The 23,640-nt window shown below is 45.0% G+C and carries 23 protein-coding genes and 1 pseudogene; 5 read left to right on the top strand and 19 right to left on the bottom strand.

Features of this window, described 5'->3' with window-relative positions; translation table 11 throughout:
• Positions 1-163 precede the first annotated feature (163 nt).
• Together D2910_RS13520 and D2910_RS13515 are read left to right on the top strand one after the other, a co-directional pair.
• Entirely contained in the window at positions 164-856 is a 693-nt protein-coding gene (locus tag D2910_RS13520) for an AzlC family ABC transporter permease (protein WP_117313811.1), read from the top strand.
• The gene (locus D2910_RS13515) at positions 856-1,161 is read left to right on the top strand and encodes an AzlD domain-containing protein (RefSeq protein ID WP_084244676.1); all 306 of its coding nucleotides are present in this window, start codon (positions 856-858) and stop codon (positions 1,159-1,161) included. Before D2910_RS13520 ends, D2910_RS13515 begins: the two co-directional genes overlap by 1 nt.
• Positions 1,162-1,174: 13 nt before the next feature.
• Here D2910_RS13515 and D2910_RS13510 read toward each other — a convergent pair whose 3' ends face one another.
• The 12 genes from D2910_RS13510 to hpf form a co-directional block, all read right to left on the bottom strand.
• Complete coding sequence (locus D2910_RS13510; protein WP_084244674.1) at positions 1,175-1,432, bottom strand: CsbA family protein; 258 nt, start codon at positions 1,430-1,432, stop codon at positions 1,175-1,177.
• 18 nt (positions 1,433-1,450) lie between these two features.
• Positions 1,451-2,605 (bottom strand): PDZ domain-containing protein, encoded by a 1,155-nt coding sequence (locus D2910_RS13505; protein WP_240633625.1) that lies wholly within the window; start codon positions 2,603-2,605, stop codon positions 1,451-1,453.
• Between the two features lie 178 nt (positions 2,606-2,783).
• Complete coding sequence (locus tag D2910_RS13500; RefSeq protein WP_117313810.1) at positions 2,784-3,890, bottom strand: trans-sulfuration enzyme family protein; 1,107 nt, start codon at positions 3,888-3,890, stop codon at positions 2,784-2,786.
• Between the two features lie 12 nt (positions 3,891-3,902).
• The gene (locus tag D2910_RS13495) at positions 3,903-4,478 is read right to left on the bottom strand and encodes a redoxin domain-containing protein (RefSeq protein WP_117313809.1); all 576 of its coding nucleotides are present in this window, start codon (positions 4,476-4,478) and stop codon (positions 3,903-3,905) included.
• A 126-nt stretch (positions 4,479-4,604) separates the two neighbouring features.
• Positions 4,605-5,924: a murein hydrolase activator EnvC family protein gene (locus tag D2910_RS13490; protein ID WP_117313808.1), complete on the bottom strand. Its 1,320-nt coding sequence runs from the start codon at positions 5,922-5,924 to the stop codon at positions 4,605-4,607.
• An 87-nt stretch (positions 5,925-6,011) separates the two neighbouring features.
• A complete protein-coding gene (ftsX, locus tag D2910_RS13485) occupies positions 6,012-6,896 on the bottom strand; it encodes a permease-like cell division protein FtsX (protein ID WP_117313807.1) in 885 nt (294 codons plus the stop codon).
• A complete protein-coding gene (gene ftsE / locus D2910_RS13480; RefSeq protein WP_084244664.1) occupies positions 6,886-7,572 on the bottom strand; it encodes a cell division ATP-binding protein FtsE in 687 nt (228 codons plus the stop codon). Before ftsE ends, ftsX begins: the two co-directional genes overlap by 11 nt.
• Positions 7,573-7,858: 286 nt before the next feature.
• The gene (gene cccB, locus D2910_RS13475) at positions 7,859-8,197 is read right to left on the bottom strand and encodes a cytochrome c551 (protein WP_117313806.1); all 339 of its coding nucleotides are present in this window, start codon (positions 8,195-8,197) and stop codon (positions 7,859-7,861) included.
• Positions 8,198-8,243: 46 nt separating this feature from the next.
• Complete coding sequence (locus tag D2910_RS13470; RefSeq protein WP_084244660.1) at positions 8,244-9,116, bottom strand: YitT family protein; 873 nt, start codon at positions 9,114-9,116, stop codon at positions 8,244-8,246.
• A gap of 318 nt (positions 9,117-9,434) precedes the next feature.
• A protein-coding gene (prfB, locus tag D2910_RS13465; protein WP_101803211.1) for a peptide chain release factor 2 occupies positions 9,435-10,536 on the bottom strand; the annotation gives its coding sequence in 2 pieces (ribosomal slippage) (positions 9,435-10,463 and positions 10,465-10,536; 1,101 coding nt in all).
• A gap of 161 nt (positions 10,537-10,697) precedes the next feature.
• Positions 10,698-13,214, bottom strand: coding sequence for a preprotein translocase subunit SecA (gene secA / locus D2910_RS13460; protein WP_117313805.1), 2,517 nt, complete (start codon positions 13,212-13,214; stop codon positions 10,698-10,700).
• Positions 13,215-13,534: 320 nt separating this feature from the next.
• Positions 13,535-14,101 (bottom strand): ribosome hibernation-promoting factor, HPF/YfiA family, encoded by a 567-nt coding sequence (hpf, locus tag D2910_RS13450; protein ID WP_084244656.1) that lies wholly within the window; start codon positions 14,099-14,101, stop codon positions 13,535-13,537.
• Between the two features lie 129 nt (positions 14,102-14,230).
• On the opposite strand from hpf, the gene D2910_RS13445 reads away from it, so the two are divergent.
• The gene (locus D2910_RS13445; protein ID WP_117313803.1) at positions 14,231-14,938 is read left to right on the top strand and encodes an SDR family NAD(P)-dependent oxidoreductase; all 708 of its coding nucleotides are present in this window, start codon (positions 14,231-14,233) and stop codon (positions 14,936-14,938) included.
• 34 nt (positions 14,939-14,972) lie between these two features.
• Here the strand turns inward: D2910_RS13445 and D2910_RS17070 are convergent, their stop codons facing one another.
• The 6 genes and pseudogenes from D2910_RS17070 to D2910_RS13415 all read right to left on the bottom strand — a co-directional run bounded on the left by D2910_RS17070 (position 14,973) and on the right by D2910_RS13415 (position 20,467).
• Positions 14,973-15,629 (bottom strand): ComF family protein, encoded by a 657-nt coding sequence (locus tag D2910_RS17070; RefSeq protein WP_240633624.1) that lies wholly within the window; start codon positions 15,627-15,629, stop codon positions 14,973-14,975.
• Positions 15,626-16,954: an ATP-dependent helicase ComFA gene (locus D2910_RS13435; protein ID WP_117313802.1), complete on the bottom strand. Its 1,329-nt coding sequence runs from the start codon at positions 16,952-16,954 to the stop codon at positions 15,626-15,628. Before D2910_RS13435 ends, D2910_RS17070 begins: the two co-directional genes overlap by 4 nt.
• Positions 16,955-17,002: 48 nt before the next feature.
• Positions 17,003-17,842, bottom strand: a complete 840-nt coding sequence (locus D2910_RS13430; protein ID WP_117313801.1) for a DegV family protein — start codon at positions 17,840-17,842, stop codon at positions 17,003-17,005.
• Between the two features lie 85 nt (positions 17,843-17,927).
• Positions 17,928-18,482 (bottom strand): YybH family protein, encoded by a 555-nt coding sequence (locus D2910_RS13425; protein WP_101803204.1) that lies wholly within the window; start codon positions 18,480-18,482, stop codon positions 17,928-17,930.
• Positions 18,483-18,621: 139 nt separating this feature from the next.
• Positions 18,622-19,296: a response regulator gene (locus D2910_RS13420; RefSeq protein WP_117313800.1), complete on the bottom strand. Its 675-nt coding sequence runs from the start codon at positions 19,294-19,296 to the stop codon at positions 18,622-18,624.
• 26 nt (positions 19,297-19,322) lie between these two features.
• A pseudogene (locus D2910_RS13415) lies at positions 19,323-20,467 on the bottom strand (sensor histidine kinase).
• 155 nt (positions 20,468-20,622) lie between these two features.
• Here D2910_RS13415 and D2910_RS13410 point away from each other — a divergent pair.
• Both D2910_RS13410 and D2910_RS13405 read left to right on the top strand, forming a co-directional pair.
• The gene (locus D2910_RS13410) at positions 20,623-21,258 is read left to right on the top strand and encodes a YigZ family protein (RefSeq protein ID WP_117313799.1); all 636 of its coding nucleotides are present in this window, start codon (positions 20,623-20,625) and stop codon (positions 21,256-21,258) included.
• A 159-nt stretch (positions 21,259-21,417) separates the two neighbouring features.
• Entirely contained in the window at positions 21,418-22,458 is a 1,041-nt protein-coding gene (locus D2910_RS13405; protein WP_117313798.1) for an LCP family protein, read from the top strand.
• Between the two features lie 104 nt (positions 22,459-22,562).
• Here the strand turns inward: D2910_RS13405 and D2910_RS13400 are convergent, their stop codons facing one another.
• On the bottom strand, positions 22,563-23,639 hold the full coding sequence (locus tag D2910_RS13400) for a glycosyltransferase family 4 protein (protein ID WP_084244637.1): 1,077 nt from the start codon (positions 23,637-23,639) through the stop codon (positions 22,563-22,565).
• Position 23,640 lies beyond the last annotated feature (1 nt).

Raw genomic sequence — 23,640 nt, 5'->3', positions numbered from 1 at the left:
TGCTGCTCCTGCATCGCTGCGCTGCTTCGTCGCAAAGAGCGGTCCGAAAAATTTCGGTCCGGCTCTTCGCTTCCGCTTTTCTTGTGATATGCTATTATAACTACTTTACACTCTTTGCCCTTGTTTGGAAAAGAGAAATACTTTTGGATAAGGAGAGAAGAAGATGGAACATCGCGGATTTTCTGCGGGGTTGAAAGCTGGTGTCAGTATCGCAATCGGCTATTTTCCGGTGGCATTGACATTCGGTCTTTTAGCCAAGACTACGGGCCTTTCGCTTTTGGAAGCGACAGCCATGAGCATATTTGTCTTCGTTGGTGCAGCCCAATACATATCTTTGTCTTTGATCACAGCGGGAGTTGCACCTGCAGTGATCATACTAAACACATTCATCGTGAATATCCGCCACTTTCTAATGACGGCTTCGCTCAATGAAAAGATGCAGCCGGATGCAAGATGGAAGAAGGCGCTATACGCATTCGGTATTACGGATGAATCTTTTTCTGTTCTGGCAATCCAGAAAGAAGATAATCTCAGGACTTCATTTGCCGCCGGGGTCATCGCTGTTTCATACGGCAGCTGGATCGTCTTTACCGCGCTCGGCCACCTGATCGGCGCTAATCTTCCGGAGTTTCTGCAGGCTGCCATGTCCATTGCGCTGTACGCCATGTTCGTTGGACTGCTCGTGCCATCCATGCGCGGCAATCGTAAAGTTGTGAGTCTCGCTGCCATTGCGGCTGCATTGAATTCGCTCTTCTTTTTTACCGGCTGGCTGTCTACAGGTTGGGCAATTCTGGTCTCCACTCTAGCTTCCGCCGTCATCATCGAATTGATAGCTTCGAAAGGAGGTCGTTCGTAATGGGATCATGGATTTGGTGGACCATTCTCGGCATGGCCGTCGTTACATATATTCCCCGGGCCATTCCGCTCACTTTTCTGGAAGGGCGTGAGTTGCCGCCTTCTCTTCAAAATATATTACGGAATATTCCTTTCGCTGTTCTTGGAGCGCTGATTTTTCCGGCGATCTTTTTCATACAGGACAACATCTGGTTTGGTGTCATTGGAGCCGCCGCTGCGTTTGGCATCGCATTGCTTGGAGCCAACGTCATGGTTGTTGTTCTGGGGTCAATCGCTGTTCTGGCTGTCTACAGTTTATTTATTTGAAATAGAAAAGCCGTCATTCATCTTCATGAATGTCGGCTTTTTTGCTGCGTTTGTACATATTTGTGGCATACCAGAATCCGGCGGTGAGCGAAGCGGCGTTTACGGCATAGAGAAACCATGTATTTGTATAGCCGGCATAGACAGCGGCCGCGATAAGCGCTACGGTCAGGACCAGGCCCACAATGTGGTTGAAAGTCACGCGGGTGAACAGGATAACGAGAAGACCTGGAATCAGCAAAGATAGAAAAAATTTAGTGATCATTGAATCCATGGAATCATCTCCTCCGTATCAGACTACAATCAAACCGAGGCGGTAATGGTCATGCCTGAAAATGACATGCTGCCTGAGGCGCATTTCTTTATTGTGGTCCAGTACTTCCAGTCGGCAATGAGCGGCGTTGACCTGGATTGCTTCATAAAGCTCCGCTTCGTTCGTAACCGTCAGGCCGTTTACTTTACGGATTATTTCTCCGCGGACCAGCCCCATTTTTTCTGCTGGCGAATCTGCGAGAACATCTACAATCATCACTCCAGTTGTTTGCGGAGCGACTGCGTGGTTTCCTTTATTTTCATTGATTAAGGCGATGATCGAAAGAACCATGCGCCCAATTGCACCCGCGAGCAATGCGGCAAGCGCCATCGGCTGCCAGAGATAGGAAAACAACGCCAGAATCATGATCAACAATCCGAGCATCCAGATCCGGGTGCCGAGCTGAGGGTACAGATATGCCGGCAATGTTCTGCGCGCTTTGCCTTGAAAACCGATTACAGCAGGGAATAAAATAAACGAAAAACCGGTGCTGCCAATTGTAAATTGCGGCCAATATGGCAGATAGGCTTCCAATAGATCACCCGGCACTACCAAAAGCAAAGGGATCAACCATAAACGCTTTGCTTTATAGAAGACAGCTGTCCCTCCGCGCGACGTTTTCTGGAGCCTTGGTGAAGAAGCTTCCTCGCCCCGACGCACCACAAGCCGTCCCTCCAGGAAAACCATTGCTCCAGTTATCAGAGCTACTGGCAGCAGCCAATTCCATGCCACCGCGTAGCCGCTGAAATCGAACACCCCAAATGGAATTGTCCATCCGTACTTGGCGAGCAGCCAGCCGAGGCCAATTGCGCCAAGTGCCAGATAGACAAATGAAGCCAGATAGTAAATTCCCGAAATCACGACTGCGGCACTGACTAAACTTAGAGCGACGAGCCATTCTAAAGAAACTGTCAGCCCGATTACCGAGAACAGGACTGAAAATATAAGGGCGTATAGAATCCCGTCTTTCATCAAATGGCCAAATTCCTTCCAACCCCAAACAATTCGGGTACGGAACAGCTTCCTCTCTTTTTTGACCCTGAAATAACCAAGTAAAATTGCTGCAAGCAGTGCTATGTATAAAAGTGGATTGACAAAAAATCTGCCGATATCCAATAAAGCTTCCATGACCATCCTTGTTCACCATCCATTCACCGGCTATTGACGTTAACTTCCATTGTACCAAAGAACCCCTGCAACCTGTACTCCTTTTTGAGCCAAGAGCGGCCAAAGGTTTTCTGGCCGGCGCTTTGCGGCAAAGCCGACGAAACGTTGGAGCCGCAGGGGTGCTGATACAACGTGAAAATTGCCTCTAGTTAAATGCAGCAGCCAGCTGTTCCAGAATATCTTCTGCACCTTCTATTCCTGCCGAAAGACGTACGATTCGGCGGGTGACGCCGACTTTAGCTTTTTCTTCATCTGATAGAGCCCGGTGTGATGTACCGTATGGATATGAAACCGTCGTTTCAACTCCCGCAAGCGTCGGTACTATTTTTATCCAGCCCAGTGATGAAAAGAAAACCGGAACATCGATTGATTCTGGTACTTCAAAGCTGACGATCGCACCTTTCCCCGGATACCAGACCTTCGTTTTTTCATTCAGGAAATCTGCTATTGCCTGAGCATTTTCAGTTTGTGCCTTCATGCGCAGCGCCAATGTTTTGATGCCTCGGATTGTCAGCCATGCTTCAAATGGACTCAGGTTCAATCCCATATTGACAATACGCTTTTCGGCGATTGCAATAAGTTCCGCGTTCCCCACCAATACACCAGCTGTTACATCACTGTGGCCGCCGAGATATTTCGTCGCGCTATGGGCAACAAGGTCTGCGCCGTCTTTATATGGAGTCAATGTGTATGGAGTAGCAAATGTATTGTCGATCATCAGTTTAAGCCCATAATGCTTTTTCAACTGATCAAGTACTTCCATATCTTCAACTCGTAAAAAAGGATTTGTGATGGATTCACTGAAAATCAATTTAACTTCAGGATAATCGATGAGAATTTGTTCAATCGCGCTTATATCCGCGAAATCCGCAAAATGGACCTGTATTCCCATTAAAGAGAGTTCTTCTTTTAATAGAAGGAAGGTTCCGCCATATACATCCTCCGCAGCGAGAATATGATCTCCGCTTTTGACAACCGACAGAATCCCGGCAAGTATGGCTGATGTACCTGAAGAAGCAGCGACTCCTTTTGGTGCACCTTCAAGTTCGGCGACAGTCGACCCGAGGGCATCCGTATTCGGATTCGCTGTTCTCGAATAAAGATAAGTTCCATTCCCTTCATAATAGCCTTCCAATTCTTCCAGAGTCGAAAATGCGAAAGCGGAAGTCTGGTAAACCGGCATTACTTTTGGCTGGATGATCCGTTCTTTCATTTGAGCGGTGTGAACCGACTTGGTTTCAATGCTTGTCAATTTAATTTCCTCCTATTCCATATCTGCAACAAATTCTTCCATCATTTCTTCATTCATCGGTCCCACAATCTTTTGCTGAACCTTGCCTTCTGTATCAATCATATAAGAAGTTGGTATGCTCGCCGCCTGATAAAGCTCACCGATATCACCCTCTGTATCCATCGGTATCGGGAAAGTCAAATTGAACTCATCAACAAATGCATTGATCTTGTCCATGCCTTTATCTGCAGTCGTCAGATTGACAGCCAGGATTTCTACATTTTCCTTATCTGCCTGTTGTTCATAATATGCCTGCATATCCGGCATTTCAGCTCGGCATGGCGGACACCAGGTAGCCCAGAAATTCAATATCACTTTTTTTCCTTTATAATCAGAAAGCCTTACAGCTTCTCCTTCCAAAGTGGTCAATTCAAAATCGGGAGCGGTCTCCCCTTCAGCCAGGCCTTCCTCTGTTGGAAGAAACTCAACAACACTGCCTGCATTCAAACGGTCTGTCGCCTGCCTCTCCTCGACATTTTTCTTCACAATGCCTGCTACCAGCACAGTGATTAAAATACCCACAAGTAATAAACCCAACAGTTTTTTCATAAAGTTTTCACTCCATTCGCATTTAATCATACGATAAAACCAGGCATATCCGCTACTTTCCAAGATAAAAAGCTATAAATTCCCATGAAAAAACCGGCATCTGTGACGATGCCGGTCAAAAAATGATCAGTTGATATAATTCATAGGGTTAACAGCGTTTGAACGCGCACCATTCCAAGATCCGATATGGATTTCAAAATGTGAGTGAGGTCCAGTCGAACGGCCAGTACTGCCCATTGAAGCAATACGCTGACCTTGTGATACAGCCTGTCCAACAGATACGTTAAGCGAACTGTTATGTGCATAAACAGTCGTGTAAGCTTGTCCGTTGATGGAATGCGTAATCATGACCACATTGCCGTAAGTTCCCATTGCACCGGCATATGATACATATCCAGCTGCTGATGCAACAATTGGAGTACCCGCACTGTTGGCGATGTCAACACCACGGTGATTTTCATTCCCTGCTCCGATATTGCGTCCGCCGTAGTTGGACGTTAAACGGCCAGCCGCCGGGCGGATGAAGCCTCCGCTGTTTTGAACCGGTGCACTGTAAGTTGTTACAGATGAGCTTGAAGATTGTTTGCTTGCCGCCGCTTTTTGGGCTGCCGCTCGCTCAGCTGCTTCTTTGCGTTTGCGTTCTTCTTCAGCTTTTCTTGCTATTTCCTGTAAGCGCGCCTGTTCATCTGCGATTTTTTTCGCCAGGGCATTGCTTACGCCAATCGCCTCAGCATGCTCTTTTTCCAAAGCGGATTTTTCTTTAGCAAGACGTTTCTGCTCTGCTTCCAAATCTGCTTTCAAGCCTGCCTGTTCTTTCTTTTTGCTATCAAGTGATGATTTTAACTCTTCTAACTCTGCCCGGCGATTTTCCTGCTCCGCCAGTTTCTTTTCCACTTCCGCTTGTTGTTCAGCAAGAAGTTTTTTATCTTCCGCCTGCTCGCGCATGATATCACGATCAGCTTCGATCAGCATATTTACTGCTGAGAAACGGTCGATGAAATCAACAAAGCTGTTAGCTCCAAGCAATACATCGATATAGTCCACTGAACCGCCGCTTAATTGGATCGCGCGTGCGCGTTCCTTAAGCAATTCTTCACGTTCAGCAATTTTGCGTTCCAATTCTTCGATTGATGCTTTTAACTCATCAATTTCTACGATCGTTTGGTCAATTTCAGCTTGAACCGAATTGATTTTATCCTGTGTTTCAGTAATCTTGTTTTCCAGCTCGTTGATTTGTGCAACGATTTTTTCAAGTGTAGATTGATTTTCGCTGATTGCATTCGCTTTTTCATTGATATTCGAATTTAATTCGCTCTTTTTTCTTTCAGCTTCCTGCTGTTCCTTTTTCAGGTCGCTCAAATCATTAGCGCTTACTGACGGTGTCACCATCGTAATCGCTAATAATAATGAAACAACAGACAACATCCATTTCGACTTCGAGTTCAAGTTCGTGTTCCCCTTTCGGCTTTACGTTCTTTTCTATCTGTCTCTTTTCTCTCTCTCTACGACTCTTATATTTAATTTCCTTCTATACTAGACACGCAGGAATTTACGGATTGACATAAAGCTTCCCCAGATTCCGATGAATACGCCCATTAGAAGGATCAATGCGCTTACCTGGTAAATGAATGGAGCAAAGTCTAGCAACTGGATCATTTCGCCGCTTAATTTAGGCTGCGCGAACTCAGTAACGTTATAGTAAAGCGTTACAATCAATGCAATTGGCAGGATCGAACCGAGCAAGCCAAGCCACATTCCTTCAAGGATGAATGGAATTCGGACAAACCAGTTTGTTGCTCCCACAAGTTTCATGATTTCAATTTCGTGCCGTCTTGCCACGATCGTAATACGGATTGTGTTTGAAATCAGGAACATTGCGGTAAACAATAGGGCAAGGATTAAAACGAGGCCAACATTACGTCCGGTGTTCAGGAATGTGAACAACTTTTCGATTTTGCCTTCGCCATATTTCACTTCTTCAATTCCTTCAAGCTGTGAAATTTCTTTAGCCACATTTTCAGTTTGCTGTGGCTCAGTCGCTTTTACATAGAAAACATCGAGTAATGGGTTATTCTGTTCAAACAGGCTGAACTCATCACCGAAGTCCAGAACCAGATCAGAAAGTTCTTCTTCTTTAGTGGAGTAGTTGACCGATTCAACGCCGGACATACTCAAGATCGCATTTTCCATTTCAGTGACACGCGCTTCATCAGCTTCCAGTGAAACGAAAGATTTGATTTCAACATCGTTCTCGAGATCATCTGCTACTTTATTCAAGTTCATCATGATCAGGACGAAAACGCCTACCAATAATAATGTGACAGTTACTGCACTGACGGATGCGAATGTCATCCAGCCGTTGCGTCCAAGACTCTTAATACTTTCACGGAAATGGCGGGTTAGTGTTCTAGCCTTCATATCCGTAGTCACCTCCAACTTCATCACGGGCAATTAGCCCACCTTCAATCGCGATGACGCGGTGTCTCATTGTATTAACAATTTCCCGGTTGTGTGTCGCCATTAAAATTGTTGTCCCGCTCGCATTGATGCGTTCGAACAGGTTCATGATATCCCATGAAGTTTCAGGGTCAAGGTTACCAGTAGGCTCATCGGCAATAACCACTTTCGGGGTGTTGACAATTGAGCGTGCCACTGAAATCCGCTGTTGCTCTCCACCTGACAATTCCCTTGGGAACATCCGTGCTTTATGTTTCAAACCTACAAGGTCCAGTACTTCAAGTACGCGTTTACGGATAGCTTCAGGTTTTTCCTCGATTACTTCCAATGCAAATGCCACGTTTTCGTAGACATTCAATCTGGGCAGCAATTTAAAATCCTGGAAGACAACACCGATTTGACGGCGAAGCAATGGTACATTTTTTCTTTTAATTTTTGCAAGATCTACGCCATTCACTAACATTTGTCCTGATGTCGGGCTCTCTTCACGATACATCATCTTGATGAAAGTGGATTTTCCTGCACCACTCGGACCTACTATATATACGAACTCGCCTTGTTTGATCTCAACGTTCATGCCGTTAAGGGCTACAATGCCGTTCGGATATTTTTTATAGACGTTCTTCATTTGTATCATCTATTATAACCACCTATATAAATTGTATTTCACAAAAACATTAAGTGTCCTAAAAAACCAGCAAACCCATTGTAGCACTTTTAAAACCTATATTATATTACAGTTCTGTATCAATTAACGTGGTGTTTTGCAACAATTCTTATGTATTTAGATACACTTTTGTAAATTTTGTATTTCTATTTACCTATATATTATTATTGTTATTTAACTTTATCGATATATCTTAATATAATTTTCGCACATAAAAAAACCGACTTTTCAGTCGGTTTGGCGTGTGCTTCAATTCTTATTGCTGTTCAGACAACCATGCAGCTACAGCTTCTGCTTCTTCGCCTTCAATAATGCCTGCAGGCATTGCGCCGCGGCCTTCCTGAATTACTGTCAGGATTTCATCTTCCGATAATCTCGAGCCTACGTCATTAAGTGCCGGGAAGTTGCCTTGCCCTTCCAAATTCTCACCGTGGCAGGAAATACAATTCTGGTTCACGACTTGCTCTGCGTCAACAGATGATTCTTCCCCTGCCGGAGTTTCTTCCGGCGGTTCAGATTCTGAACTTTCGCCGCCACCACATGCTCCCAGGATGAGTGTCGTACCGAATAATAATGCCATTAAGCTTTTTTTCATCTCTATTCCTCCTTTTACTTGATCCATTAATATAAGTATACCTGAGCTATGCCCTTTTGAAACCTTCACCCAACACTTCCGATGCATCGGAGACGATGACAAAAGCAGCAGGATCAATATTTTTAACTACTTGTTTCAATTTCGTAAACTCAGTTTGATGCACAACAACCATTAGGATGGGACGTTCAGAATCCGTGTAACCGCCTGTTGCTGTCAATTTAGTAACCCCTCGGTCCACATCTTCATAAATCGCATCCCGAATTTCCATTTGCTTCGTTGTAATAATGTAGACAAGTTTTGATCTGCCGAATCCGACCTGAACCAAATCAATGGTCTTTGAAGTGACATAAAGACCGATTAATGCATAAAGCCCTCTTTCAATATCAAAAACCACAGCTGCGGCAAGAACAATCATCCCGTCAATTAACGCGATGCTGGTTCCCAGTGTCAATCCTGTGAACTTCGTAATGATTTGTGCAGCCAGATCCGTTCCGCCAGTTGAAGCTTTTCCGCGGAAAACTATGCCCAGTCCGAGACCGACCAATATGCCTCCGAACAATGAACCCAAAAGCGGATTCATCGTCCAAGCTTCCCAGTCTTCCGTCAAATATACTACAAATGGAAGAAAGATGGTACCGACTGCTGACTTGAGGCCGAAGTTCTTTCCAAGAAGAACGACTCCCGCAATGAACAATGGAATATTGAATGCCCATTGTACAAATGCCGGTTTCCATTCGAATAAACCGAACAGGATGGTACTGATTCCGCTGACTCCGCCGGATGCCACCTCGTTGGGCAGCAGGAACACGTTGAACGAAATCGCGACCAGCGCTGAACCGATGATGACGTATATGTAATCCATAAATTCCGTTAAAAATGGATGTGCTTCTTTTCTATTACGTTGGCTTTTTTTACCCATAAATTTGTGTTTCCTCTTTCCTATGCTGTATTCTAGTCGGCGAATATAATTGATAAGCCCTGTCAGAGTATACCAAAGCGGACGCTGCTTGTGAACTTCATCAGGGTAAAGCAAAAAGATCCCCCAAGCATTTGCTTGGAGGATCTGAACGGGTGTCGTCGCTTTTCGGAGCTGAACGGGTGCCGTCGCTTTTCTTTGTCCAGACTCCGGCTACCCAGCTCTTCGGGTCATAAGCCACTTCGGCTGTGCGACTGACGTCGCTTCGCCAAATCGTCTTATGCCTTTCAGAGCTGAACGGGTGCCGTCGCTTTTCTTCTATTATTGCATCTTCGAACGCAGCAGCGAATTGATGAAGCCATCGATGTCTCCGTCCATGACTGCCTGAAGATTCCCTGTTTCAAAGTTTGTCCGGTGATCTTTTACCATAGAATAAGGGTGGAAAACGTAAGAGCGGATCTGGCTCCCCCAGCCGATTTCTTTTTGTTCGCCGCGAATTTCAAGAAGCTGTGCTTCCTGCTCTTCGATTTTCAATGCATATAGTTTGGCTTTTAACATCTGCATCGCTTTTTCACGGTTTTTGATTTGCGACCGTTCCTGCTGGCACGTTACAACTGCACCAGTCGGGAGGTGGGTGATCCGGACTGCCGAATCGGTTGTATTGATGTGCTGACCGCCGGCGCCGCTTGCACGGTAGGTATCAATCTTCAAGTCTTCAGTCCGGATATCGATTTCGATTTCTCCGGTGAATTCAGGCATGACTTCACAGGATACAAATGAAGTATGGCGTCTTCCTGAAGAATCAAAAGGAGAAATGCGGACAAGGCGGTGAACCCCTTTTTCCGCTTTCAGGTAACCGTATGCGTTATGGCCTTTGATGCCCAGCGTAACGGATTTGACCCCTGCCTCTTCACCCGCAAGATAATCGAGTGTTTCAACTTTAAAGCCGCGTTTTTCAGCCCAGCGCGTATACATCCGAAGCAGCATTGAACACCAGTCTTGGGACTCTGTTCCGCCTGCTCCTGGGTGCAGCTCAAGAATTGCGTTGTTTTTATCATATGGTTCACTCAATAGCATCTGGAGTTCATAGTCGCTGAGCTTGGATTTAAATTCCTTCAATTCCTCACTCAGGTCTTCATGCAATTCCTCGTCCATTTCTTCACGCAATAACTCAAGTGTCATCTCCATATTTTCCTGGGATTCTACAAAATCGTGGTAGGTGTTGACGATTTCCTTCAAACCGTTCAGTTCAGAAATGACGACTTGCGCCGCTTCCTGGTTGTTCCAGAAATCAGGATCGATCATCATTTCATCCAATTCCTGAATTCTGGCCTCTTTGTTTTCTAAGTCAAAGAGACCCCCTGAAGTCCGCCAGTTTTGCGGATGATTTGTCGAGCTCGTTTCGTATGTCTGCTAATTCCATCATAATATGTTTCCTCCTCGTAAGAAAAGCGCAAGCGCTTTGTTGCCGCTGGAGTTTTGACAGTACACCGCTCCTCCAGAGCCATATTCAATATTAAAACATCACGTTTTTTCCGTAAATAACACCGAAGAGCATAGCGCTCTTCGGCAATCAGGTGTTCATTATACAGTTGCACCATGGCAGTTCTTGAATTTCTTGCCGCTGCCGCATGGGCAAGGGTCATTTCTTCCGATAGTGGAATCGCTGCGGATCGGTTCTTTTTTCTTCTTGACCGCAGTATCTCCTTCTTTCGGATTTACAGCTTGTCCTTTGGCAACTTCTTCACGCTGCAAGTTGTTGCGGATTTCCGCTTTCATTGCATACTTGGATACATCGTCTTCAATGGCTTCAACCATCGCCTCGAACATCGCAAATCCTTCATGCTGATACTCGCGAAGCGGATCATTCTGTCCATAGGCACGCAGGTGAATCCCTTGACGCAGCTGATCCATGGCATCGATGTGGTCGATCCATTTCGTATCAATCGAACGGAGCAGCACGACTTTCTCGAATTCACGCATGCGCTCCGGCGTCATTTCAACTTCTTTTTCATCATAGCGCCTTACAACTTCCGCTTTAATGAAATCAATGATCTCTTCTTGTGTTTTATTCTGCAGATCCGCTTCTGTCACTGCATCTTCAGGCAAGAGGTTGGCCGCAAGCACATCAGCAAGTGTCTTCAAATGCCAATTTTCCGGTTTCTCGTCTGTCGTATGTGAATAGACGACGCGGTTGACTGTATTATCGATCATGTTTTCAACCAATGCGCGCATATTGTCTGTTTCCAGGACTTCCATACGTTCTTTATAAATGATTTCACGCTGCTGGCGAAGAACATCATCATATTGCAGCAAACGTTTACGGGCATCAAAGTTATTACCTTCAACACGCTTCTGCGCTGATTCCACTGAGCGTGTAACCATACGGGATTGCAATGGCTGGGAATCATCCATGCCAAGTTTGCCCATCATATTACGCATCGCATCAGAGCCGAAACGGCGCATCAGATCATCTTCCAATGAAAGATAAAATTGTGTCACACCCGGATCTCCCTGACGGCCTGAACGGCCGCGCAGCTGATTATCGATACGGCGGGATTCATGGCGCTCGGTACCGAGAACAGCCAATCCGCCTGCTTCGACCACTCCTTCACCGAGTTTGATGTCCGTACCACGGCCGGCCATGTTTGTTGCGATGGTTACCGCGCCTTTTTGGCCGGCATTTAAAATGATTTCAGCTTCGTGCGCGTGGTTCTTCGCATTCAGGACAGAATGGCGAATCCCTTTTTTAGTCAGGTAATTCGAAATGATTTCTGAAGTTTCAATTGCGACAGTACCTACCAGCACAGGCTGCCCTTTTTGATGGCGTTCAGCAATATCATCGCCTACCGCTTTGTATTTCCCTTCAGTCGTCGCATAAATCAGATCAACCCGGTCATCCCGGATAATCGGCTTGTTTGTCGGAATTGCAATAACGTTCATATTATAGATATTGCGGAATTCCTCTTCTTCGGTTTTTGCAGTACCCGTCATACCTGATAATTTTTTATACATACGGAAGAAGTTCTGGAAAGTGATCGTTGCCATCGTCATCGATTCGTTTTGGACTTCCAGCCCTTCTTTTGCTTCGATTGCCTGGTGCAGACCATCAGAATAGCGGCGCCCTTTCATCAAGCGGCCGGTAAATTGGTCAACAATGACCACTTCCCCATCCTGGACTACATAATCGACATCGTTATGCATCGTTACATGAGCTTTCAACGACTGATTGATTGCATGGTTCAGGCGCACATGGTTGATGTCGAATAAGTTATCGATGCCAAAAGCCTTCTCGACTTTTTCAATTCCTTCTTCAGTCAAAACGACGCCTTTTGTTGTTTCATCATATGTGTAATCTGCGTCTTTACGCAGCATGCGCGCAAAAGCGTTCGCCTGCATGTAAAGCTGGGCCGATTTAGCCGCTTGTCCTGAAATGATCAGCGGCGTACGCGCTTCATCGATCAAAATCGAGTCAACTTCATCGACTACGGCAAAGTTCAACGGCCGCTGGACCATATCTTCTTTATAAAGAACCATATTATCCCGCAGGTAATCAAATCCAAGTTCATTATTTGTGCTGTATGTGATGTCAGCCAAATACGCCTGATGTTTTTCTTCTTTTGTCATGCTGTTGGTGTTCAAACCGACGGTCAAGCCAAGCCATGTGTACAATTTACCCATTTCTTCAGCATCCCGGCTGGCCAGGTATTCGTTGACTGTAACAACATGTGCTCCTTGCTTGCTGATGGCATTCAAATAGACAGCCATCGTCGACGTCAGGGTTTTACCTTCACCGGTTTTCATCTCGGCGATATTGCCCTCATGCAAAGCAGCCGCACCCATGAGCTGCACACGGAATGGATACATTCCAAGTACACGTTTTGAAGCTTCCCTCACTGTCGCAAATGCTTCAGGCAGCAGATCATCAAGCGACTCGCCTTTGGCGTGGCGGCTGATGAACTCTTCTGTTCTCGCTTTTAATGCGTCATCGGAAAGTGCTGCAAAATCGGACGCCAGAGCTTCCACAGTGTCAGCAATCTTTTCCAGTCTTTTTAAATCCCTTTTATTCGGGTCAAATACTTTGTTTAATACTCCTAACATTTATACCGCTCCTTGCACAGTGTCCAGTTCCGTAAACGGACCGGATCGCTATTGCTTTATTTATGTGTCAATTGGATCGCATACTTCAAGAATCTCTGATTGGCCGGAACATCCATTGATTTCCGAAAAATCTCACTCCTCATTTTAACACTGCATATAAAAGCGTGCAAACAAAGAAGAGTCTGCTTAACGGAAGGAATTCACGAATATGGCAGCCAAGTTTCAGCAAGAGGCAAAGATCCAAGGCAAATAGAAAAAGCCGGACAGAAAGTTGCTTCTGTCCGGCTTCACAATTATTTGCTTAACTTATTTTTTAAAATTTATGAAGAACTTGTTTCGATCAAGCCGTAGGTTCCGTCTTTACGCTTATAGACGATGTTTGTATCGTTCGTTTCAGCGTCAGTGAAGACGAAGAAGTTATGTCCGAGCATATTCATCTGCAATACCGCTTCTTCTTCATCCATCGGTTTCAGATCGAACTGCTTTGTACGTACGATTGTGAAATCTTCTTCCGTGTCTTCTTCCTGTGTGCCATTGTTTTCATTTTCATAGTTTGCGAATGCTTGGCCCATCGGTTCACGATCACGGAATTTACGGTTTACTTTCGTTTTATATTTACGGATTTGACGTTCGAGTTTTCCGACGATCAAATCTACCGCTGCATACAGTTCATCATGCCGCTCTTCAGCACGCAATGTGAGGTTTTTCATAGGGATTGTAATTTCAACTTTGGATTGGCTGTTATTGATCGCCTTCAGGTTGACCATAGCATTTGCATTGGTTCCTTCAGGGAAATAACGTTCAATTTTTTCAACTTTCTTTTCGATATGGTCTCGAATTGCTGGAGTTACTTCGATGTTGTCACCCTTAAAATTAAATTGCAGCATATTAACTCCTCCTTCTTAATCTCTTACACTGTTACATTTCTACATGTTCCCTAAGGAATCCTTCTTAAAACGTAAATAGTTTCAGCAATGTGGATTACAGGTAAACTATATGGCAAGGAGGTGAAGACGATGTTTACAAATAAGCTTGTCGTCGTTACGGGAGCCGCACAAGGAATAGGAAAAAGCATTGCCGGCCATTTCACAGAAAAGGGAGCAAAAGTGATCGGCCTGGATATTGAAGAAGTGAAAATTGAAGGCGTAGAGTTTATGCAATGCGATGTAGGAAGCTTCCAGCAGGTGACCGATACGATGCGAAAAATCCATGAGAAACACGGAGCGATTCATGTACTGATCAATAATGCCGGCGTTTCTAAATTCCAATCCCTCTGGGAAATCGAAGAAGATGACTGGAATGGGATTTTGGATACTAATCTTAAATCAGTCTTCATCTGCAGCCGTGAAGCAGCCCGGTACATGTCGGAAGATATTCGATCCATCGTTAATATGGCTTCAACACGCGCCTTTATGTCAGAGCCGCATACGGAATTGTATTCCGCTTCTAAAGGTGGAATCTATGCGCTGACGCATTCGCTGGCAGCTTCCCTCAGCGAGAAAGGCGTACGTGTCAATTCCATCGCTCCAGGATGGATTCATACAGGCGACAAATCAGAGTTGAGGGAAGTCGATCACGAGCAGCATTGGAGCGGCCGGGTCGGAGATGTTTCAGATATCGCACGAGCCTGCCTGTTTTTATGCAATCCAGAAAACTCCTTCATTACAGCAGAATGTTTGACGATTGACGGCGGGATGACCAGGAAAATGATTTATGAACATTAATGGAACGGGCTCTTACCGCCCGTTTCCATAAAATTCATGCCCTGATTAAAGCAATGAACGAGACTGTTTCCGCTCCACTTTCTTTTAAGAGCTTCGCGGCAAGGCGCAGCGTAGTGCCGGTTGTGTACATATCATCCACAAGCACAATATTCTTCGGCACCGGATTGCCTTTCAACATGAATAATCCGCGCGTAGCCATTCGCTCCTCTTTCGTCTTCTCCCCCTGAACCTCTTCATTCTTCTGAAGCAGATGGATATAACCCACTTTTCCGGCATCCAGCATGCTGTCGACTTGGGAAAAAGTCCGTCGCCTTAATTTCTCCCCATTCATTGGAATGGGAACAGCAACTGCACCCGCCTTTCTTACGGCTTTTGCCAATTCGTCCGCAAATACCTCAGCCAGCACCACATCCTGCAGGAATTTAAATTGATGGAAATATTCCTTCATCGCTTGGTTATAAATGTATAGGCATTTACCTGAATCGATTGCACCGCGGAATTCGGTCGTTTCCCAATAACTGCATTCACTGCAAAGTTCTGCGCCTGCAAGTCCACAAATCCTGCAGCCGCTTCCGTTCCGTTCAAAACCGGATCTGCAAGTTATACAGATGGTTTCTTCCGGATCCATAAAAAACAAGTCCCGCCAGGAAGGCTTCAAATCCAGTTGGCTATCACATAAATAACAGTTCATCGACGTCCCTCCCGGTTATAGGAAATAATGAGATCCCTTGCTTTATCCATCTGACGGGAGATGCCATTATGAAAAAAGATCACTTCACCATTCGGGAACGCACTTGACCGTCCCGCCCTTCCCGCCATTTGAATCAGTGCTGATGCCGAAAAAACCTCTTCATCAGCTCCAACAACGCCAACTTGGATATTTTCGATCGTCACGCCTCTTTCCAATATAGTGGAAGTCAGTACACCTCGTATTTCACCGTTGCGCAGCTTCATCACTTTTTCTTTCCGGTCCTCATCTTTTGAATGCACTGCTTCAATCCCATTATCGATCCATTTGAATAAAGGCTCGGCCTGCCGGATCATTTCGATGGTAGGGAAGAAAAGCATGAACGGTTCATTTTTTTCAAGTCTCAATTTTACCCATCCTGCCAATTTTTCCGGAATTTTATTGGCGTTAAAAGATTTCCGGTAATTCCATAACGATCGATATTCCGGCACAGGAAGTGCGTGTCCATGGAAACGGCGGAAGATTTTTGACTGGTTTGGTATGGCTTTCAATAATTTGCGTGAAGGGGTTGCAGAAACATAAATGATCGGGGAATCTGCTTTCAACGATTTAATGACTGCCCTGGCAAGTGCCGGATCATATGAATATGGAAACGCATCCGCTTCGTCAACAACCACCAGATCGAATGCCTGGCTGAAGCGATAAAGCTGGTGGGTTGTCGCCAAAACCAGCTGGGCAAATCCTTCTTCTAAAGCAGATCCACCATATAATGTATGGATGGTCGTATCGGGAAAAACCGCTTTGAGGCGCGGCGACAATTCAAGCACGACGTCGGTGCGCGGCGCCGCGATACAGATTCTTTTTCCTTCAGACAGGGCTTTGTGCAGCGGCGGAAACAATAATTCCGTTTTACCTGCACCGCAGACGGCATAGACCAGATGGGATCTGTTTTTTCGCAAGCTTTCACTCAACTCATCGGAAGCAAGCTGCTGGAGGTTTGTAAGTTCGCCATTCCATGTGAATGAATGGGAATGAGGGGTTAATGATAGAGGGTCTTTCCAGGTTATCAAATCTGTACATGAGCTGACTCTGCCCATCCTGATGCAATGCCTGCAATAAAAACATTCAGCTTCACATTTCGCACAATTGTAAGATACGATTTTTTCAGTCGATTGCTCGAGGCACCGGGCACATTTCAAGTCCTCCGTAATGCCTTTTTGCACAGCAATAAATCCGGCGTCAATTGCATTTTCAATTTCTTCCTGTGGAAAAGGCGTAAAATCACGCAGCCAGATTCTGCCGCTGAGAAATTTCTGTAAAGCTTCCATATCCCAACTCCTTCTTTGTTCTTCCGGTTTTAAAAAAGTCCTGGCAGGTTATTTTTTTACCCAGCCAAGACCCATTGATCCTTCTCCTAAATGAACACCGATAACCGGTCCAAAATAAGAAATATCAAATTCTACTGTAGAGAATTGCGCTTCCAGTTCCTTCTTCCATTGCTGCGCGTCCGCTTCCCGGTTTGCGTGGATGATCGTTGCTTTAATGGAATCACCGGATTGTACATCGGCTTCGAGCAATGACATCATACGGTTCATGGCTTTTTTTCGTGTACGCACTTTCTCGAACGGCACTATTTCCGTTTTCTCAAAATGCAGGATCGGCTTTATTTGGAGCATGCCTCCTACAAGTGCCTGCGCACCAGATAATCTTCCGCCACGCTGAAGGTGTTTCAAATCTTCAACCATAAAATAAGCGCGCATCGATTTTTTCATCTGATCAAGTTCCTGCAGAATTTCAGTTGCACCAGCACCATCAGATGCCATTTCCGCAGCTTTTAACACATAAAAACCTTGCATGGCACATGATATCTCGGAATCGAATGCATAAACAGCTGCATGTTCAGTCATCTCGCCTGCCTGAACAGCTCCCGCGTATGTACCGCTGATGCTGCTGGAAAGGTGTATGGTGATAATTTCATCGTAATCCAAAGCAAGACGCTTATATAAATTGATGAACTCCCCGATTGGCGGCTGGGAAGTCTTCGGCAATTGGACTGACGATTTCCTATAGAATTCGTCAACAGTCAATTCCTGTTCTTCTTCAAAAGATTCCAAGCCGAACGTGACTTGCAGTGGAATCATATGTATATTGCATCTTTCACGGACATCTTTAGGCAAATATGCCGTACTGTCCGTAACTATCGCTGTTTTTTGCATAAATCATCCTCCTCTTCCAGTTTACCAAATAGTACTCCTGTAAAACTACATAAAAAAACTTCCCGTGAAAACGGGAAGAATACCATCAATTGCCTATAAAATGAAGTCCGCTGACTTTCCACTCAGCGTCTTCCTTCTTGAAAATCACCACTTGTCTTCCTGATTGTTCAGTTTTCGCACCGGTTTCAGCACCGACAGCCACTTCAATTTCAGCAAATACTTCTGCACGTTCAGGTGTATACTTCACAATTGTTTCATTCGATGGAACGTATTCAGTGTCGTATGCAGTAAAAGCTTCTTCCAAAGCAAGCTGATCTTCAGCTCTGTCGAAACCTTCCGGCTCTTCCGCAATCACAGCCATATAGCGATCCAGGTCTTCTGCATTAAAAGCTGCAATGTATTCGTCATATGCCGCAAGGATCGCTTCCTCTTCTTCTTCAGGAACATCAGCTTCCAGCACATTTCCTTCACTGTCCATTGTAAATCCAGCAGATTTATCTTCCATGCCGTGGTCCACAGCATTATTTTCATTTTCAAGATTGCTGTCATCAACTGAATTCGTGTTCTCGGCAGGACCACTTTCCTCTGAACAAGCAGACAGCAAAAGCAGCATGCCGGCCAGCAACATCATTTTTTTCATGGGGCACTCCTCCTGCGATTCATTTTGACACAGGCCATTTCATATATCAATGAAGAATCTGTGTCATTTCCTGCAGATGATCGTAATAATCACTGAAAATAAAAACGCGATGGCACTGGGCCACCGCGCGGAATTTCAATTATCTTACTTCTACCCAGCCATTTTTAATCGCAGTGACCACTGCTTGCGTACGATCATTGACCTGCATTTTTTGAAGTATGCTGGAGACGTGGTTTTTAACTGTTTTTTCAGAGATGAAAAGCGTTTCACCAATGATTCGGTTGCTTTGCCCATCCGTCAACAATTGCAGGACTTCACTTTCACGTTTCGTCAACAAATGGTAGGGACGGCGGATTTCAGTCTGGTGGAAGGATCCTTTGTTTTCGCGTTCGCTTAGACGGCGGAATTCCATTACCAGATTGCGGGTCACTTTCGGATGCAGATATGAGCCGCCCTTCGCCACAACTTTAATGGCTTGGATGATTGCTTCAGCATCCATTTCCTTCAGCATATACCCTAACGCGCCGTTTTTCAGGGCATGTGTAACGTATGACTCATCATCATGAATCGACAGCATAATGACTTTTGCATCCGGATGCTTCTCCATCAACTCGCCTGTAGCTTCGACACCGTTCTTTTGAGGCATATTGATATCCATCAATACGACATCCGGTTGATTTTCTTCGTATAATTTGATGACTTCAGTACCGTCGCCGCCCTCGGCAACAACTTCAAAAGTCTCTTCAAAGTCCAGAATCCTTTTTACACCTTCACGGAATAGCTGGTGATCATCTACAATAATAATTTTCGTCATTATGTTGTCCTCCTCAAATACCGTTCTTATATACCCAATTCATAGGGGATTTGAAACATTAAGATGGTCCCTTCCCCAAGACTTGAATTTATGATGAAATCCCCTTTGATCAGTTCGATTCTCTCTCTCATCCCCAGTAGACCGAATGATTGATTCTTTACGATACTCTGATCAAAGCCGGTGCCGTTATCACTGACGCTAATGCTGACATGTTCTTTCAACCATTCCAATTTGACTTCAATAGCAGTCGCTTTTCCGTGCCGGATGGCGTTCGAAATCGCTTCCTGCACCAGACGGAAAATGGAGGTCTCAAAACTTGATGGCAATCTTCTCTCGGTCCCATTCGATTTGAAAGCAAGAACAGTACCCGGGTTATAATCACCGGTCGTTTCCAGATACTTCCTCAGTGTGGGCACTAATCCAAGATCGTCCAGCGCCATTGGGCGAAGATCATAAATGATTCTCCTGACTTCAGTCAAAGCATGGCGAACCATTTCTTTCAATGAAGATATTTCACGGAATGCCTGCTCCGGCCCTTTTTCACGGTACGTCCGTTCAATCAGGTCCGATCTGAGCAGGACATTCGCCATCATCTGCGCAGGTCCATCATGAATTTCGCGTGACAGCCGTTTGCGTTCTTCTTCTTGCGCTTCGATGATCCGCAGGCTATAATCGTGATTTAACTGCGGCTTTTCAATCGCATCTTCCACCTCTTCAAAATCGGATGAGAGATAATTCATGGTGATGTTCAATTGGTTCACAAGCTTTTCAGCCCGTTCGATTGTCTGTAATAATGTCTGCAGACGCCGTTGAAGCCGATCCCGTTTTTGACGGTATTTTTTTTCTTCGGATCTGTTGGCAGACAATTGAAGCTGCAAACTATTGGCATTTTCATATGATTGGCGAATCTGCTCTTCCGTATAAGAGTTGAATGACCCTGATACTTCAGCAAGGCGCCTTCTTGCAGCACGTGTTTTCTCTTCCAATAAGTCTCCGGTTTTGATGACAGCCGAAATGTTCAAACGCACATCTTCCAGTTCGTCCTTCATCTCTTCATAACCCTGGCGACTTTGTTCGCTTATAATGAAAATATCTTTTTTGACTGCTCCATTTTGGCCAGCAGCTCATCATAAATGGAATCCAACTCTTTTCCATCGATTTTTCTGGACATTTCAAAACCGCCTTAGATAATCTTCGTGCATTTGGTGAAATCCTTGAATCTTTATGCCTGCATAGGCTTTAACAAGTATATCACTATATAAGTAAGCTAATATTAAATATACATTACAAATTATCTGATTTCATTTTACAACAGGGGGGTTTAAATTGCGAGAATCTTACATGACAACAGGCAGTTCGGCCAGTGCTGAACTGCTTATACAGAAATCCCGCTTTATCGGCTACGCTGCGAGAGCTGAAACCGAACAGGAAGCTCTTGACTTCATCACTTCGATAAAAGAACAGCATCGTTCAGCAAATCACAATTGTTCCGCCTATATGCTGGGTGAACATGACTCAATCCAAAAAGCGAATGACGACGGGGAACCTAGCGGAACCGCAGGCGTCCCAATACTGGAAGTTTTAAAAAAGAAGCAGTTGAAAGATACTGTCATTGTAGTAACCCGTTATTTCGGCGGCATCAAGCTCGGCAGCGGCGGACTGATCCGCGCATATGGAAAAGCGGCTTCCGAAGCACTGGCTGCGGCTGGCATTGTTGAACGGAGACTGCATTCATTGATGAAAGTGACCATCGACTATACCTGGCTGGGCAAAGTCGAGAACGAAGTCCGACAGTCCCAGTACCCTTTAAAAAAGATTGAATATACCGAAGGCGTTGACCTGTATATTTACGTCCCAGTGGCTGAAGAAGAGACATTTGCCGCTTGGTTGAATGAACTGACAAACGGGCAATCTTCCTTTATTTGCACAGAAAAGGAATATCTGGAATTCCCCGTTAATTGAGCAACTTTATTTACTCAGCCTTTAAAACACTGTATAATAAATTGATTAGAATACTTGCTTTTCGATTTTCAATTATTGCATCTTTATATAGAAGAAAAGACTGGAAAAACTGAATTTGTAAAATCGGTTAGCCCATTCCCACTCAGAGGAGCCATAACCATGAACCGTAAAAAATACCGTAAACACAAATCGTCCAAAAAACGGACAATCATCAAAATTTCCTTGACCCTGGCAGTGTCCTTGCTTTTATGCCTTTCCGCATATGGCATTTATTTAGTTAAAAAAGCCGAAAACGCCGCCAACAACGCCTTTGAGAGTGGGGATCGGGAAATGTCCGATTTACGCGACGAAAAAGTTGAGCCTCTCCACGATGACATTTCCATTCTTTTCATTGGAGTCGATGACAGCAGCAAGCGGGACCAGAGTTCCGGTAGCATCCGCTCTGATGCATTGGTGCTGGCGACATTGAACAATGAAGATAAGTCCATTAAACTGGTGAGTATTCCGCGAGATACCTACACGTTCATACCAGATGCAGGCAAAGAAGATAAAATCACGCATGCATATGCCTATAATGGGCCCAGCTCCACTATCGAATCCGTCGAAAATCTCTTGGAAATCCCTGTTGATTATTATGTAAGAATGGATTTCGAAGCATTCATCGATGTGGTCGACGCACTTGATGGAATCCGTGTGAATGTTCCTTACGACTTGGAAGAACAGGACGAATTCGATAATGCAGGCGCTATCAGTCTTGAAGAAGGCATCCAGACAGTCGATGGCAGCGAAGCACTCGCTCTCGCACGGACTCGCCATTACGACAATGACATTGAGCGCGGAAAACGCCAGCAGATGATTTTGCAGGCAATTATGGACAAGGCTTTATCAGCTGGTTCATTCACTAAATACGCTGATGTGATTGACGCAGTCGGCGATAATATGAAGACGAACCTATCTTTCAAAGACATGCAGGCATTCTTCGAATACGCTAAAGACGGCAAGCCTGATGTTGAGGCTATTACACTCAACGGTTACGATGACATGTCGACCGGCATCTATTATTGGCAGCTGGATGAAGAGTCCTTAATGGAAGTTCAGGATATCCTTCAAAGCCATCTGGGATTGAAACCGGACACTTCTTCTTTCTCTGACAACAGCAGTTCTACTGAATTCGGAAATGAAGCTTATAATAATGATTAACAAAAAGAGACATTCCTCCATGGAATGTCTCTTTTCTTTTTGATCAAGTTCAGCGCACATAAAAAAGACTGGCCACAAACCCGATTGTTTTGTGGCCAGCCTTTTTATTTACCTATCATTTTAACCAGGTTGATCAACGGGCGGTAATTCTTTCCTGCCAACCCCACAACCTCTACGAATAATTCAATGGCCAACAGCATCACACCCAGCAGAAGGATGCCTCCCCACAGAGTCGCTTGGGAGAACAGCAAAGCTGCCAATCCGAACAACGCCGCAATGCCATAAATGATTAAGACTGTCTGGCTATGTGAGAATCCGATATTCAGAAGACAGTGATGCAAATGCGATTTATCTGCAGCAGAAATCGGCTGTTTTTCACGAACGCGCCGAACTATTGCAAAGAATGTATCTGAAATCGGTACACCAAGCATGATGACCGGAATGATCAAAGCCACCATTGTGACATTCTTAAAGCCCATCAAGGCAAGAACCGAAATCATGAAGCCAAGGAACAACGCTCCCGTATCCCCCATGAAAATCTTTGCCGGATGAAAATTGTAAAACAGGAAGCCGATTGAACTGGCTGCCAGTATAGCGGCTGTTGACATGACGAAGATATCGCCCATGATAAATGCCATTATCGCCAAAGTGACAAGTGCTATAGTTGAAACACCTGCAGCCAAACCATCCAGGCCGTCAATCAGGTTAATGGCATTTGTGATTGCGATAATCCAGATGATCGTCAACGGTATACTGAAGTATCCAAAATCAATTTCTCCGCCAAAGGGCAGGTTGATAAATGAAATTTCAAGACCGCCGCCGACGACTACAATCGATGCAGCCAGCAGCTGGCCCAACATTTTCGCTTTTGCGGTAATTTCAAGCATATCATCGAAAACACCGGTGATGATTATGATAAATGCCCCAATTATAATGGCGGTTGTAATCGGTATAAAAGCAGGTTCAACTGCATTGGATATGGGATCTACAGGCCTTAAAATAAAATATCCGATCAAAAACGATCCAAAAATGGCTAATCCACCTAAACGCGGCATTATACGCGCATGGACTTTCCTGTAGTTTGGACGGTCCACCGCTCCAACCCTGAAGGCAAGGCGTTTGACCAGAGGCGTCAGGACAATAGAAGCAATGAATGCCAAAACCAGCACGAGGTATAACATA

The organism is Planomicrobium okeanokoites (assembly GCF_003428875.1).
GTDB lineage: Bacteria > Bacillota > Bacilli > Bacillales_A > Planococcaceae > Planococcus > Planococcus okeanokoites.
Note: the sequence above shows the minus strand (reverse complement) of the source record. Positions and strands in the feature narration are given on the sequence as shown.